The organism is Chryseobacterium ginsenosidimutans (genome assembly GCF_024807225.1).
GTDB classification, from domain to species: Bacteria; Bacteroidota; Bacteroidia; order Flavobacteriales; family Weeksellaceae; genus Chryseobacterium; species Chryseobacterium ginsenosidimutans.
In genome coordinates, this window is the sequence record NZ_JANUCO010000001.1 from 2,617,289 (window position 1) to 2,631,770 (window position 14,482).

Sequence of the window (14,482 nt, forward strand, 5' to 3'; positions counted from 1 at the left end):
ACTTAATATTAGATTTCAGATTAAAGATTTCAGAATTCAGACTTAAAAATTTACGTAATAATTTAGTCTAATATCTAATGTCTTGCATCTGATGTCTCTTCTTAATGATACTTCAATTTCATTTCCGGTGTTATCTTCAGAAGCGTTTCGTAGATCAGTTTTATCACATTTCCTACATCTTCTTTAGACACCATTTCCACCGTTGTGTGCATGTAACGCAAAGGTAGAGAAATTAATGCACTCGGAAACTCCGCCGTTTGAGTGGGCAAAAGCATCGGTATCAGTTCCCGTTGCTCTGCTTGCAGCTGCTCTTTGGAAAGGGATTTCTTTGTTTTTTGCCGTATCAATAATCAATTCTCTGATCGTGTGATGAACGCTTGGTGCAAAGAAAACAACCGGTCCGGCTCCGCATTTCTGGTCACCTTCTTTTTTCTTTTCGATCATTGGAGTTGTCGTGTCGTGCGTAACATCGGTAACGATGGCGATATTGGGTTTAATCGTATCTGCAATCATATCGGCTCCGTATAAACCTACTTCTTCCTGCACGGAATTCGTGATATATAAACCAAAAGGAATTGTTTTTTTATTTTCCTTTAAAAGTCTTGCTACTTCCGCAATCATAAATCCGCCGATTCTGTTGTCTAAAGCACGGCAAACAAAATAACGGTCGTTCATTTCGAAGAATTCATCGGGATACGTAATCATGCATCCGACGTAGATTCCCATATTTTCAACTTCTTCTTTGGTCGTTGCTCCACAATCGATAAAAATATTTTCGATTTTCGGAATCGGTTCATTTTGATTGGCACCTCTTGTGTGAATTGCAGGCCATCCGAAGACACCTTTCACGATACCTTTTTCGCCATGAATGTGAACGACCTTTGAAGGCGCAATCGTCTGATCTGAACCTCCGTTTCGGATTACATAGATCAAACCGTCGTCTGTAATGTAATTCACGTACCAAGAGATTTCATCGGCATGAGCTTCAATAACTACTTTAAATTCCGCCTCCGGATTAATTATCCCATAGCAAGTTCCGTAATGATCTACTTCAATTTTGTCGACATAAGGTCTGATGTAATCCATCCAGATTTTTTGACCCGCATGTTCGTAACCTGTTGGCGATGATGTGTTTAAATATTTTTCTAAAAATTTTAAAGATTTCTTCTCAAATTTCATAAAAAGGAATGATTTTTGCGTTTAATTTTCGTTGTAATAAGCGTAAAAATAATGAATTTTAGCAAGATTATTTATCTTTTTCTTTTCTTTTTCGGAGTCTGTGTTTTTGGTCAGAAGGATTCTGTGATCGCAATTCCTTTGAGCCAGTATCCACAGGATTTACTGAAAACTGATGAATTCGGAAAAAAATACTATTATGACGAAAGGCAGAAGATGCGAGTGTATGATATCAACGGCGAAACCGTGGTTGTAATGGATGAATTGGTGTTAATCAATAAACCGAAATTCAACAATCAGCTCGACAGAAATTATTATTATTTCCTTAATAAAAAATTATACAGAGTATATCCTTTATTTCTGACAGCTTTGCAACAATATAGAGATATACAGGAAGAAATGACTAATCTTGACAGTAAAGCCAAAAGAAAATACATTAGAGACAGGCAAAATATATTGGCAGATCAGTATGAAAAGCAATTAAGAGATTTAACAACAACAGAAGGTCAGATTTTTGGAAAATTATTAAACAGGGCAACCGGAAAAAATGTCTACGAAATCATTAAAGAATTAAGAGGAGGATGGAGCGCTTTCTGGTGGAATGTAAAAGGGAAAATGGCAGATATTGATCTTAAGGATAAATATGATCCGCATGCTAACAGAAACCGATGAATATCTGGAATCACTGCTTCAATCTAACTGGAATTCGGGGTATTTGCAGCCTTATCCGGGAGCGGAAAAATTTAAAGTATATAAATAGAATACAAACATAAATAAGAAATTCCTGTAAAATAGTTTACAGGAATTTTTCTTTTAATTTATCGAAAACGATTTTATCTATTGGTAAAGGAAACAGATTGTCGGGAGTATTCAGATCAATCCATTCTGTTTTTTCGATGCAGGGATCGAGGATAAGGAAATCTTCTTCATTGACAATATTTACAAGGTAATATATAGTAAGCAATTGTTCGTTTTCTCTAAAACGCGAAACAAGAAAATCTTCCTGCGTATAAAAATGTTCTACAATTTCAATTTTCACATTCAGCTCTTCATCGAATTCGCGGTGCAGGCAGTCTATTACTCCTTCGCCAAACTCCAATCCGCCACCCGGAAATTTCATTAAAGGTTCGCCCACATATTCTTCAAATAAAGTCAAAACTTTTTTATCCTTCACCGCACAAGCATATACTCTAATGTTGATCTTATCTATCATATATAATAATTTGGATAGCTAATTTATGAATTTTTGCCGGAAGTTGGAAGCTCGAAGATGAAGGATTTTGCAAGGCGTTAAACAGTTAGTTATAAACTTCTATCACCCACCTTCCGACTTCCAGCCTACAATTTAATAGCATTAATCATCTCTCTCTTTCCGGGAGGTCCCGCTTTCTTTTCTACTTTAAAATCGAGCTCTTGCAAAATTCTTCTTACGCTTCCTTTTGAAGAGTAAGTTGTTAAAAGTCCGTTAACCGCCATTTTGTCTGAGACCAATTCAAAAAGAGGTTTCTCCCAAAGGTCGGGTTGTACTCTTGCTCCGAAGCAATCAAAATAAACAAGGTTAATTTTTGGTAAGTCTATGTCTTTCAGGTCAAAGAAGTCGCATTGTATCTTTTTTAAATTAAATCCTTTAAGGATTTCAACTGGTTTTTCCCAATCTGCCTGATGAATTTTTTGATAAATATTTTTGAATTCCGGGTTATCGAAGAGCTCAAAATAGGCCAAATCGTTAATTTCGGATTCATTTATGGGATACTTTTCGAGTGAAAAATAGTTGATGATATGATTTTTGTCAGTTTTTAAATATTCATTAATTGTTACCAAAACATTCAAACCTGTTCCAAAACCGAGTTCTAAAATATTAATTTCATAATCATTTACCAGATTTAATCCGTTTTTGATAAACACATGTTCGGCTTCCTGAAGAGCACCATGATGGGAATGGTAGTTTTCATTTAATTCATTGATAAACAATGTTTTACTTCCGTCGTTTGTGGTTTTGATTTCTCTTTTCAAGCTATTTTTTTACAAATTTACTCTAAAATTTTTATATTTAGAAAATTATGTTAAATTTGTAGAACATCATAAAAAATTTTAGAAATGATAATTCAAAAAACTGAGAACTCCAGAATTTCTACATTCGACCCAACTAATTTTTCATTTGGAAATACTTTTATAGATCATATGGTAATATGTGAGTATGAAGATGGAAAATGGGGGGATGTGAAACTGGTTCCTTATGGTCCTATGGCATTTACGCCTGCAATGATGGGGGTAAATTACGGACAGGCTTGTTTTGAAGGTATGAAAGCCTACAAAGACAAAGACGGACAGGTTTTCCTTTTCAGACCTGAAAAGAATTTTGAACGTATCAACAAGTCGGCGACGCGTCTTGCAATGCCTGAAGTAACTGAAGAGATGTTTTTAGAAGGTTTAAAAGCATTAGTTGACATCGACAGAGACTGGATTCCTCAGGGAGAAGGTAATTCTTTGTATATCAGACCTTTGATTTTCGCTACGGAAGAAGCATTGAAAGCAAGAGTGTCTAATAAATATATGTTTGCAATCGTTGCAACACCTGCAAAAATGTATTATACAGAGCCTGTTTCTGTGAAAATTTCAGACCATTATTCAAGAGCGGCAAGCGGTGGAGTAGGTTCTGCTAAAGCGGCAGGAAACTATGCTGCATCTTTCTACCCGACTCAGTTGGCTATCGATGAAGGATATGACCAGATTATCTGGACAGATGATGCCACTCACGAATATTTTGAAGAAAGTGGAACAATGAATGTTTTCGTAAGAATCAACGATACGATTTTTACTCCACCAACTTCAGAAAAAATCTTAGACGGTGTTACAAGAGACAGTTTTATTACTTTGGCTAAGAAAAGAGGATTTGAAGTAAAAGTAGAGCCTATTAAAGTAAAAGATGTTGTAGAAGCTCAGAAAAACGGAACTTTGAAAGAAGTTTGGGGAGTAGGAACTGCGGTTGTTACAACTGTTTTCCAAGCTTTGGGTTACAATGGGGAGAAATTAGAATTACCAAGATTATCAGACGAAGAAAGCTTTGCAGTTATTTTAAAAAGCGACTTGGTAGATTTACAGACTAATCTTACGGAAGATCCTTTCGGATGGAGAGTATTGGTTGATCACGTTTTGGAAACGGTTTAATTAAACTTAAAATTAAATATAAAGTCGGGAATTTTCCCGGCTTTTTTGTTTTAAGATCCATTTAATATCAACGCTGTCATCCTGAGGTTCTCGAAGGATTATGCAGGAGAATTTGCACATTTAAAAAAAAAGGCTTCGAGGATTTGAGCCTCACAAAGAGAACTTTAAAAATCAATATAATTTTCTTAATGAAGCTCAACTCCTTAAAAAAAATCTTAGAGTCTGTTTAAATTTGATTCAAACATTTTAAAATTTACTGCTGATTTTTTAACGCAAAGATTTATTCAATATTAATTTAATTAAGTGAGCAAAGATGAATCAACAAGTTGATTTGATGAAGCGTTGTTTTCACGCTTTGCGAAGCAAATATTATTTGCCTTTGCCTTCTAAAAATAATGCGTAATGTAATTAGAATCTTTGCGTTAAAAAGAATAACAGATTTTGTTTGAAAAGATCTTAAGTCTTTCAATGTAAAAACTTTCACTTTCAAAAAAATATATTTTCAAACAGGTTACAAAATTTGTAATATAAAATTTAAACGGGCTCTTAATGCTTTAAATTTTTCAACGCAAAGATTATATTTAAAACATCCACAGGAATAAATAGGTCTTTATTTTAAAAACGATGATTTAAAACCCATTTATTTTTAAAAATGGTCAAAATTTTATTTCAATAAGTTCTTCAAGTTTTGTAAGTGATTCACGAAATGTGTATTTTCGCAAAAGTTTATGAAAAAAATACTCTTCATATCGATCTTAGGTTTACTGAGCTGCAGCAAAAATGCGCAGACTCATCCTCCTATTGGCGGTGTTCTTAGCAAAGATGATCTTAATGTTTCCAGAGAGAGAATGAAAAATCTCAACACTCAGGAAAGAATGCACATGCAGGAATGGATCAACAATCAGCCGGTGAAATATTATTCCACTCAGCTTAATTACTGGGTAAGCACACAGGGATTCGACCAAAGACAGAGAAGGCAGGATAATACTTTAATTTCCTATTCTTATGATCTTTATGATTTTGACGAAACCAAGCTTTACGACGAGCCGATCGGAAGAAGAGATGCCAAATTCGGACACTTTGATGAATTAAAAGCGGTAGAAGATGCTTTGCGTTTTATACATGATGGTGAGGAAGTTACGCTTTTGGTGCCGTCTTCTCTGGCATACGGAACTTATGGAGACGAAAAGAAAATAGACAACGACATCCCTTTAATCATAAAATTAAAAGCATTATAATCAATGAAATTGTTTAACAAGAATATAATTCTGGCGGCGGCAAGTATCTCGCTGATGAGTTGTACACCAATTTATAAAAAAATGAACGTAGACAAAGAAACTTACGAAGGTCTTAATGACGGACTTTATGCGAATCTTCAAACGACAAAAGGTAACTTAATCGTAAAACTTGAAGACAAAAAAGCGCCTGTAACTGTGGCTAACTTTGTTGGTCTTGCAGAAGGAAAAATCGATAACAAAGCGAAAGCAAAAGGAGTTCCTTTCTATGACGGAACGATTTTCCACAGAGTGATCAAAGATTTCATGATTCAGGGGGGAGATCCTCAAGGAACAGGAATGGGAGATCCTGGATATAAATTCGAGGACGAAAGAAACGACCTTCATCATACAGGAAAAGGAATCCTTTCTATGGCGAATTCAGGACCAAATACCAACGGTTTCTCAGTTCTTCATCACAGAAGTGGCTACTCCTTGGTTAGACGGAAAACACACGATTTTCGGAAAAGTGGTAAAAGGAGATGATGTGATCGATGCTATTGCCAACGTAGAAAAAGGAGCTCAGGACAAGCCTAAAACTGATATCGTTTTAGAAAAAGTTTCTGTTTTCAGCAAAGGTGACGAGTACAAAAACTACGATCCTGCAAAAACTTTCACAGAAGGAAAAGCTAAAATCGCAGAAAATAACAGAGCTGCTATCGCTAAAGAAGAAGCTGATAAAAAGAAAAAAGAAGAAGAATTCGCTGCAAACCAATTGAAAATGGTAGAAGACCTGAAAGCAGGTATGCAAAAAACTGAATCTGGTCTTTACTATAAAATCACGAAAACAACTGACGGAAAAGCTCCAAAATCAGGTGATAATATTTCTGTACACTACGCTGGAAAGTTGGTAGACGGAACTGAGTTCGATTCTTCATTCAAAAGAAACGAACCGATCGAAATTCCTATCGGAATGGGAAGAGTAATCAAAGGTTGGGACGAAGGTATCCTTTTATTAAAAGAAGGGGAAACTGCTACTTTATTGATTCCACCAGCAATGGGTTATGGAGAAAGAGGTGCAGGAGGAGTGATCCCACCAAATGCATGGTTAGTTTTCGATGTTGAGCTTGTAAAAGTGAAATAATTGAATCTTAAAAATATTTTGAAAAGCCGTCCGAAAGGATGGCTTTTTTTATGCAACTGAAATATATTTTGTAACGATTTGCCTAAATGCTGCGACAGATTTGATAATATAATGTATCTGGAAAGTTCAATTACTTTCTATTAAAAAGCAATCTTAAAATTTGTAACAACCTTAAATAATGAAAACCAAATCACTTCTCTTTCTGTTCGTTCTGTTGTCGTTCGTGACTTTTGCGCAGACCAAGGCAAATCCTGACGATGCAGCAATTAAAAAATCGCTTACCTATTTTGTGAACAGTATTAAATCTAAACAGATCGATCAGGCGGTAAGCTGTATCTATCCCAAATTTTTCACCATCGTTTCGAAAGAACAGATGACCCAGATTTTGAATATGACGTACAACAATCCGTTCATGAAAATTGAAGTACAGAATTTACAGTTCGGGAATATTGAAAAACCGGAACTCATCAGTGGCGAATATTTTTCCATTACCAATTATTTTCTGAAACTGAAATGCAATGTCAGTTCACTGAATGACGATATGAAAAAGAAAATGAGCAACGCCTTAACAGCTAAATACGGCGCGAATAATGTGAAATATTTAGCCAATGAAGGTTCATATCTCATCAACGCCAATATGAAAGCCTGTGCCGTTTCAAAAGATAAAAAATCATGGAAGTTTGTCATTCTTGAAAAGGAATATAAACCTCAATTGGTAAAAGTGTTGCCGAAGAAAGTTCTTGATAAATTTTAGAAGTTGATTTTAAAATATTTTGAAGCTATCCGAGAGGGTGGCTTTTTTTGTGAAAATTTCAGGGAAAATACGGATAACTTTAATATTATGTATAGTTATATTGCATATTTTAAATAAAACTAAATATTTAATATGACCACAATAGAATATTATAAAGAGGCTGGATCAACAGTTACTAATATTTTGCATGAAAGTTTAAGCAATACTGATTTAGAATTATTCAATAGTAATCATAGCTTTTTAGCTGACTTTGAAAGTTGGTTAGAAATTTTGAAAGATAGACCTGAAATTAGTATATTTAAAAATGCAATAAAAGAATATCAAATCTCACAACTAAGTTGTTCATTGGGATTGTATCAACAAGCTTTCATGGGACTTCGTTTTTTTTTAGAAAGAACGTTGGTGGCAATAATGTTTTCAGCAAAAGAAATAGAATTGAATCTATGGAAAATAGGAGAAAGAGATACCTATTGGTCTGAATTAATGGATGATGAAAAAGGTGTTTTTTCTAAAAAATTTTGTAGAGCTTTTTTTTCTGAATTAGATTCAGAAATATCACACTTTAAAGCTATAACAAAAAAAGTGTATCGAGAGTGTTCAGAATATGTGCATGGAAACTTATCTGTAATTGATAAAATTCCGGAAGGTTTGGAATATTCTGAAGAGCTGTTCATTGAATGGAACACACTTGCAAACATTATTAAAAGAATAGTTTTATTTTCAATATGTTTGAGATACTTAAAATTTTTAAAAACTGAAGATTACAAGGAAATTGAAGCATCTATATCTGAAGAATTTACTTCAATTAGTGTAATAATGCAATATATAAATCAATAAAATAAATATGTCAGATTTACTTTTTAGAACAGAGGATATACCCAATGAAGATATATTAAGATTATTTGTTGAAACAAGACAGGATAGAGAAATAATTGACAAATTGAAATCAATTACTCCAACAATTCTAGTTGGTAGTCGTGGAGTAGGAAAGTCATTTCTCATGAAAGTTGCAGAAGAAGAATTAAATAAGAATTTTAATAATGATAATGTCCTACCAGTTTATCTTACTTTTAACAAAAGTTCATTAATTCATTCAAAAGATGAAAATCAATTTTTTCATTGGATGTTAGCTTTGATTTGTTCCAAAGTTATTAGACAGTTACGAAAAAGAGGGTTGTTAGCAAATTTATCTCAATCAATTAATATATTAAGTGGTGGTGAATACTCTGAAAATAGTCTTAAAATTGAAGATATAAAAAACGAATATGAAAATTCTTGGAAAAGTTCGGATGTTGATATTGCATATGAATCCATTCCATCAATTGACGATTTTAAAGATGCAATTCAAGAAATTTGTGAAGATTTAAATATAAAGCGTATTGTTTTGTTAATAGATGAAGCTGCACATATTTTTAGACCTGAACAGCAAAGACAATTTTTTACATTGTTTAGAGATCTGAGGACACCTTATTTGTCTTGTAATGCTGCTGTTTATCCTGGGGTTACATCATATGGTGAGATTTTTCAACCAACACAAGATGCAACATTTATTAATGTCAATAGAGATATTTTTTCTCCGACTTATATAGATAATATGCGTGAGATTGTAGAAAAACAATCAGATGCTGATAGTAAATTATTAAATGAAATTTCTAAGAATAGAAATAATTTTGCAATACTCGCATATGCAGCATCGGGTAATCCAAGATTTTTATTGAAAACAATAGCGAGAGCACCAAAATTAAATTCTACGCAAATAAATGAAATTATAAGAGAATTTTATAGGATTGAATTATTAGCTGAACATACTAACTTAAGTGAAAAGTATCCAGGGCATAAAGGATTAATTGATTGGGGAAGAAGGTTTATTGAAATTATAGTTCTGCCTGAAATTCAGAAAAAAAATAATTCTTATTTGGAAGATGATAAGCAAACAACTTGTTTCATATGGGTTCACAAAGATGCACCACAAACAATTAAAGAATCATTAAGGCTTTTAGAATATACAGGAATTATTCAAGAAAATAGTAAAGGAATAAAAGCTACAAATTCTGAAATTGGAAATAGAATTTTAGTCAATTTAGGTTGTGTTTTTTCTTCTGAGTCAGCACCTTCTAGTACAGCACTTCAAATTGCTAGAAGTATTACGCTTAAAAGAATGACTGAGTTTGGAATGAATAACTCAAATTTTAGAGATTTGACTGATGTAATTCCTAATTTTGAGGAAAATGATATTTCTGAAATTCTTGATAAAGAATTAAGTAAATCTATTAATGTACTTGATTTAACACCTTGGATTAAACAAACTTTAAGAAGTATTCAAATTAATACAATAAAAGATATTCTAATAACAACAGAAACTCAATTAAAATCGGTCTATTATGTAGGAGATAAGAGAGCTAGGCTTGTAAAAAGTGCTGCAATTGCTTCTGTATATGAATATTTAAATGGATAAATAGCCAGACCGTCCCCACAAGGACGGTTTATAATTTCCCTAAACCCTCAAAAAACCTTATTTTCGTGTAAAATAACTCCATGAAAAAAATCCTCTACACGCTCCTCATATTTTCCACTCTTACTATTTCCGCGCAGGGAAGAAGATTTTTTGAGAATGGGGAAGTGCAGCTTCAGAATCCTGTTGAGAAAATTAATCTGAGATATGAAAATGAACTTCCTTTTGTAAAGGTGAGTATCAATGGGAAAATGTACAATTTTCTGTTTGATTCCGGGGCGCCGACTGTGATTTCCACTGCCATTTACAGCGAACTGAATCTTAATAAAAAGCATAAAAGCAAAGTAAAAGATTCACAGAAAAATAAACAGGAACAGATCTTTACGGAACTTCCTGAAATGACGGTTGACAAAGTAGTTTTCAAGAAAATAGGGGCGATTGTTCTGGATATGAATTCGGGGGAATTGGCGTGTTTTAAAGTCGATGGAATTCTTGGAGCGAATCAGATGGCAAAATTGTTCTGGAGGATAAATTATTCCGAAAACTCTCTGGAAACAACGAAAGATTTATCGCTTTTTGATCTCAATGGTTATGATTTTATTGTTCCGTTTGACGCTCAACCGCAAAAAACGCCGATCGTTGAAACCAACATTTTAGATAAAAAAATTGACCTTACTTTTGATACCGGATTTTCCGGAAGGCTGAAAATTTTGGATAAAAATTTTGATTCTAAAAAAGTAAAACAAAGTATCGAAACTTTCGGGACAAATTCTGTAGGAGCTTACGGAGCGGGAAAAGCTATTCCCGGATATATTTTCAAGGCAGATTTGGGATTGGGAAATAAAAGCTTTCAAAACGAGCTGATTTCAACAGGAAAATCAAACCTTATCGGAAACGAATTTTTTAAAGATTTTACCTTTATTTTCGACTGGAAAAACAGCAAAATCTACATGAAACGCATCAAAACAACTTCTGTAAAATTAGAATCTTTCGGGTTTAGTTATCGTTTTATAGATACAAAACCGATGGTTGCTTTTGTCTTTCAGCAGGAAAATTTTCCGTTAAAAATAGGGGATTCCATTATCAGTATTAATAATGTAAATCTGGATCAGCTGGATCAGGATTCTGCGTGTCATTATTTCACCAACAGAGTGGAAAAAGACCAGAAAACTATTGATGTTAAAATAAAAAGAGACGGAAAGATTCTGGATTTTAAACTGGAGAAAAAAGAGTATTTAAATTAAACCATGAAGAACTATAACAAAATCATTTGTTTTTTTGCCTTACTTCTGATCATGAGCTGTACTAAAAAATACAATGTCAGTCCTGATTTGGGTTCTTATACAGTAGCAAGCGGCAGTGGCAAAGAATATGCAGAAAAAACACTTAATGAAGTGTTAACGACCAATAAAGAACATAATGTTATCCAGCCCAACAATGTTATTATAGAAACTCCTGAAACAGCGATTAGAGTTGCTGAACCTATTCTTTTTGGTATATACGGAGAGAAAAATATAACCGAGCAACGCCCCTATAAAGTAAGTGATTTTAAAGATTATTATGTTATAGAAGGAACATTGGATCGTCACTCGATGGGAGGAACATTTCTGATTATTATCAAGAAAAATAACGGCGAAATTATTAAAATTACTCACGGAAAATAATAACTTTTAAGAAAGAAATTCAATTATGAGATTCTCCTTAAACTCTTAATTTTCGCAATGCTGAAATTTTAAAAATAAAAAACCGCCCACAACAGGCGGTTTCATTATATCTTACCAATTCTTATCAATCAAATAAATAATCTGCGTCAACGTACTTGCTCCGAGCAGCAATTCTCTTCGGTTCACCTTTTCGAAAGTATCTTCTTCCGTGTGATGAATATCGAAATAACGTTGAGAATCGGGAACCAATTCCGCAGTCGGAACTCCCATGTCATGAAGCGGATAAAGATCTGTCCCGGAATACGTGTTTTTAAAATCATAAACTCCGTAAGGTAAAAACAGATTTGCCCAACTTTGGATCTGCTTTCTCTTTTCGTTATCCATTTCCAGAGAAATTCCTCTTGGGGTAAAACCTCCCGCGTCGGTTTCGATGGCAAAAAGGTGCTTTTCGTTATTTTCTTTGGCTGTTTTTCCGTACTGAACACCGCCTTTTACACCGTTTTCTTCATTGGCAAAGCAAACAACTCTGATGGTATGATTATTTTTAATTCCAAGATTTTTGAACGTTCTCAACACCTCAATGCTCTGAACAATTCCTGTTCCGTCGTCATGTGCCCCTTCACCCACATCCCATGAATCCAGATGTCCGCCGACAACGATCACACTTTTATCTTTTTTACCCGTGATTTCTCCGATCACAGAATGGGAGAGCTTCTCGCCTTTCATTCCGCAGTTGGAGTTTAGTTTTACGATAATTTTTTGTGATTTTAAGAGTTCTGCCAATTCATCGGCAGTCGTATTTCCAACTGCAACGGCAGGGATTTTCTTATCGTCTTGATAACGCATTGCTCCTGTGTGCGGAACATCATCAAAAGCAGAAGAAAGCGAACGAATAATCGCAAACTTTCCACCTTTTTTAGCCGTTAATGAAGCGGCTGTCGTTCTGTATTTCGCAGCATCGCTATATCCTCTGAAAGTTTCTATATAAGACTGACTGAAAGGATAATTAAAGAAAACGATCTTGTCTTTTACCTGTTCCGGCGAGAGTTTTTCGTATTCTTCCATAGATTTTACCATGATAATTTCTCCGGAAACGTCTTTTCCGCCTGTTCCTTCAGAATTTCCTAAAGAAAGCATTTTTAGGTTTTTCCATTTTCCATTGGCGGTTTTGATCTGTAAAGATTCTTTTCCTCTTACCCAAACCGGAACCATCACTTCCTGAAGCCAGACTTTGTCAGCTCCAGCATCGTGAAGCTTTTGCTCTGCCCATTTTACGGCCTTTTCATAGGATTCTGAACCGCTTAATCGATGACCGATGTTCTTCGTTAAATCTCTTAATTCAGTATAACCTTTTCCGTTATTTAATATTTCCGTAGAAATTTTTGCAAATTGTATGGAGTCTTCTTTTGCCTGACCAAAAACTGCCATGCTCAGAAGCAATAATGATGTTCCTAGTATCTTTTTCATTTTACCAATTTTTATCGATCATTAAGATCATTTGTGTCATTGCAACCGCACCGAGAAGAAGTTCTCTTTTGTTCACTTTATCGAAGGTATCTTCCACAGAATGATGGTAATCAAAATATCTTTGAGTATCTACAACAAGCTCTGCCAAAGGAATATCCAACTTTTTTAAAGGAGAAATATCCTGAATAGCATCGGTTTGATCAAAATCATAGATACCGTATGGAAGGAAATAGTTTTTCCATTCAAAAACCTGTCTTCTTCTTTGCGGAGACATATCCAATGAAAAACCTCTCGGAGAATAACCTCCTGCATCTGTTCCCAGTGCGAAAACATGTTTCTCATCTTTCTTTTTTACATAAGCAGCGTACATTTCACGCCCTTGTCCGCCGTTTTCACTGTTGGCATAAAGTACAACTCTTATGGTGTGATTATTTTCATACCCTAAAGCTTTCAGCGTTCTCAGAACTTCGATACATTGAGCGACTCCGGTTTCCGTCATCAATAGCGCCTTCGCCAAAATCCCAGGAATCCAGCTGAGCTCCCAAAACAATGACTTTAGAATCTTTTTTACCCGGAATTTCAGCGATGATATTCGGATTGGTGGTTTCACCTTTTGATTCGGCGGTCATGTTGAGTTTGGCGGTGACTTTTTGTTTTTTTAATAATTTTTCAAGTTCGTCAGCAGATTTTACACCGATAGACAAAGCAGGAATTTTTGCTTTATCATCCGGTTCGTAATAGATCATTTTGGCATGTGGTGTATCATCTGTTGCTGTCGTTAAAGATCTTATAATTAAAGCTTTCGCTCCCGTTTTAGCAATAACAGAAGCTGAAATTAATTTTGATTTTGCGGTCAGTAAGTAAGAATCACTGGTGTTAATGATTCTTGGATCCATCGGAAGATTAACGAAGACGATTTTGTCTTTTAGCTGTCCTACAGACATGGCGTTAAGTTCAGAAGTCGTATTAATTAAAATAATTTCTCCTGTCAAATCTTTTCCGCCTGTTCCTTCAGAATTCCCGAAAGAGAGCATTCTGATGTTTTTCCAGTCTCCATTTCCTGCTTTTATCTGCAGAGATTCTCTTCCTCTTATCCAAACCGGAGCTTTGGCTTCCATTCTCCAGATCATCTCAATACCGATGCTTTTAAGCTTTTTTTCTGCCCATTCTACTGCTTTCATGTAACCGGGAGTTGCACTGAAACGGGAACCGATACCTTTCGTAAGTTCTCCGAGGTTGTCGTAGGCAGTTCCGTTGGTCATGATCTCGTCTGAGATCTTTTTAAACTCGTCCTGATAATTGAATTTAGCAGTGGTCGTTTTTACAGACCTTTTTTTCTGAGGTTTTTTTTGAGAAAATAAAAATCCACCCAAAAAGAGTGGAATTATAATGAATATTTTTTTCATTTTTTATTTACCTTTTTTCCATTGCTAAAAGTAAGGA

General features: G+C 34.6%; 12 protein-coding genes and 3 pseudogenes. 9 read left to right on the forward strand and 6 right to left on the reverse strand.

Going from position 1 to position 14,482, the window contains the following annotated elements; translation table 11 throughout:
* Window positions 1-101: 101 nt before the first annotated feature.
* Window positions 102-1,179: pseudogene (gene chrP / locus J3D55_RS12275) on the reverse strand (chryseobasin maturation metalloprotease ChrP).
* A gap of 51 nt (window positions 1,180-1,230) precedes the next feature.
* Here chrP and J3D55_RS12280 point away from each other — a divergent pair.
* A pseudogene (locus J3D55_RS12280) lies at window positions 1,231-1,936 on the forward strand (DUF4294 domain-containing protein).
* Between the two features lie 36 nt (window positions 1,937-1,972).
* Here J3D55_RS12280 and J3D55_RS12285 read toward each other — a convergent pair.
* Both J3D55_RS12285 and mnmC2 read right to left on the reverse strand, forming a co-directional pair.
* Window positions 1,973-2,389 (reverse strand): NUDIX domain-containing protein, encoded by a 417-nt coding sequence (locus J3D55_RS12285; protein WP_259131479.1) that lies wholly within the window; start codon window positions 2,387-2,389, stop codon window positions 1,973-1,975.
* A 125-nt stretch (window positions 2,390-2,514) separates the two neighbouring features.
* Entirely contained in the window at window positions 2,515-3,189 is a 675-nt protein-coding gene (mnmC2, locus tag J3D55_RS12290) for a tRNA (5-methylaminomethyl-2-thiouridine)(34)-methyltransferase MnmC2 (RefSeq protein ID WP_259131481.1), read from the reverse strand.
* Between the two features lie 84 nt (window positions 3,190-3,273).
* Here mnmC2 and J3D55_RS12295 point away from each other — a divergent pair, with 84 nt between their 5' ends.
* The 8 genes and pseudogenes from J3D55_RS12295 (at window position 3,274) to J3D55_RS12330 (ending at window position 11,572) form a co-directional block, all read left to right on the forward strand.
* Window positions 3,274-4,344, forward strand: a complete 1,071-nt coding sequence (locus J3D55_RS12295; protein ID WP_259131483.1) for a branched-chain amino acid aminotransferase — start codon at window positions 3,274-3,276, stop codon at window positions 4,342-4,344.
* A 728-nt stretch (window positions 4,345-5,072) separates the two neighbouring features.
* A complete protein-coding gene (locus J3D55_RS12300) occupies window positions 5,073-5,582 on the forward strand; it encodes an FKBP-type peptidyl-prolyl cis-trans isomerase (RefSeq protein WP_259131485.1) in 510 nt (169 codons plus the stop codon).
* An 81-nt stretch (window positions 5,583-5,663) separates the two neighbouring features.
* Window positions 5,664-6,702 (forward strand): annotated as a pseudogene (locus J3D55_RS12305) (peptidylprolyl isomerase).
* A 178-nt stretch (window positions 6,703-6,880) separates the two neighbouring features.
* Window positions 6,881-7,456, forward strand: coding sequence for a hypothetical protein (locus tag J3D55_RS12310; protein ID WP_259131488.1), 576 nt, complete (start codon window positions 6,881-6,883; stop codon window positions 7,454-7,456).
* A 132-nt stretch (window positions 7,457-7,588) separates the two neighbouring features.
* Window positions 7,589-8,293, forward strand: a complete 705-nt coding sequence (locus tag J3D55_RS12315; protein WP_259131490.1) for a hypothetical protein — start codon at window positions 7,589-7,591, stop codon at window positions 8,291-8,293.
* 7 nt (window positions 8,294-8,300) lie between these two features.
* Window positions 8,301-9,911 carry an ORC-CDC6 family AAA ATPase gene (locus J3D55_RS12320; protein WP_259131491.1) on the forward strand — a complete coding sequence of 537 codons (1,611 nt, stop codon included), beginning with the start codon at window positions 8,301-8,303 and terminating at the stop codon, window positions 9,909-9,911.
* Between the two features lie 80 nt (window positions 9,912-9,991).
* Entirely contained in the window at window positions 9,992-11,152 is a 1,161-nt protein-coding gene (locus tag J3D55_RS12325; protein ID WP_259131493.1) for an aspartyl protease family protein, read from the forward strand.
* A 3-nt stretch (window positions 11,153-11,155) separates the two neighbouring features.
* Complete coding sequence (locus J3D55_RS12330; RefSeq protein WP_259131494.1) at window positions 11,156-11,572, forward strand: NTF2 fold immunity protein; 417 nt, start codon at window positions 11,156-11,158, stop codon at window positions 11,570-11,572.
* Window positions 11,573-11,683: 111 nt separating this feature from the next.
* Here J3D55_RS12330 and J3D55_RS12335 read toward each other — a convergent pair whose 3' ends face one another.
* Genes J3D55_RS12335 through J3D55_RS12345 form a run of 3 tightly spaced genes read right to left on the reverse strand, consistent with a single transcriptional unit; the run spans window position 11,684 to window position 14,445 of the window.
* Entirely contained in the window at window positions 11,684-13,039 is a 1,356-nt protein-coding gene (locus tag J3D55_RS12335; protein WP_259131496.1) for a M20/M25/M40 family metallo-hydrolase, read from the reverse strand.
* A 1-nt stretch (window position 13,040) separates the two neighbouring features.
* A complete protein-coding gene (locus J3D55_RS12340) occupies window positions 13,041-13,538 on the reverse strand; it encodes a M28 family peptidase (protein ID WP_259131499.1) in 498 nt (165 codons plus the stop codon).
* Window positions 13,474-14,445, reverse strand: a complete 972-nt coding sequence (locus tag J3D55_RS12345) for a M28 family peptidase (RefSeq protein WP_259131502.1) — start codon at window positions 14,443-14,445, stop codon at window positions 13,474-13,476. Before J3D55_RS12345 ends, J3D55_RS12340 begins: the two co-directional genes overlap by 65 nt.
* Window positions 14,446-14,482 lie beyond the last annotated feature (37 nt).

Coding starts and splice junctions, on each gene's coding strand:
- J3D55_RS12285 (WP_259131479.1), bottom strand. CDS start 2,389: ATGATAGATAAGATCAACATTAGAGTATATGCTTGTGCGGTGAAGGAT.
- J3D55_RS12295 (WP_259131483.1), top strand. CDS start 3,274: ATGATAATTCAAAAAACTGAGAACTCCAGAATTTCTACATTCGACCCA.
- J3D55_RS12300 (WP_259131485.1), top strand. CDS start 5,073: ATGAAAAAAATACTCTTCATATCGATCTTAGGTTTACTGAGCTGCAGC.
- J3D55_RS12310 (WP_259131488.1), top strand. CDS start 6,881: ATGAAAACCAAATCACTTCTCTTTCTGTTCGTTCTGTTGTCGTTCGTG.
- J3D55_RS12315 (WP_259131490.1), top strand. CDS start 7,589: ATGACCACAATAGAATATTATAAAGAGGCTGGATCAACAGTTACTAAT.
- J3D55_RS12320 (WP_259131491.1), top strand. CDS start 8,301: ATGTCAGATTTACTTTTTAGAACAGAGGATATACCCAATGAAGATATA.
- J3D55_RS12325 (WP_259131493.1), top strand. CDS start 9,992: ATGAAAAAAATCCTCTACACGCTCCTCATATTTTCCACTCTTACTATT.
- J3D55_RS12330 (WP_259131494.1), top strand. CDS start 11,156: ATGAAGAACTATAACAAAATCATTTGTTTTTTTGCCTTACTTCTGATC.
- J3D55_RS12335 (WP_259131496.1), bottom strand. CDS start 13,039: ATGAAAAAGATACTAGGAACATCATTATTGCTTCTGAGCATGGCAGTT.
- J3D55_RS12340 (WP_259131499.1), bottom strand. CDS start 13,538: ATGACGGAAACCGGAGTCGCTCAATGTATCGAAGTTCTGAGAACGCTG.
- J3D55_RS12345 (WP_259131502.1), bottom strand. CDS start 14,445: ATGAAAAAAATATTCATTATAATTCCACTCTTTTTGGGTGGATTTTTA.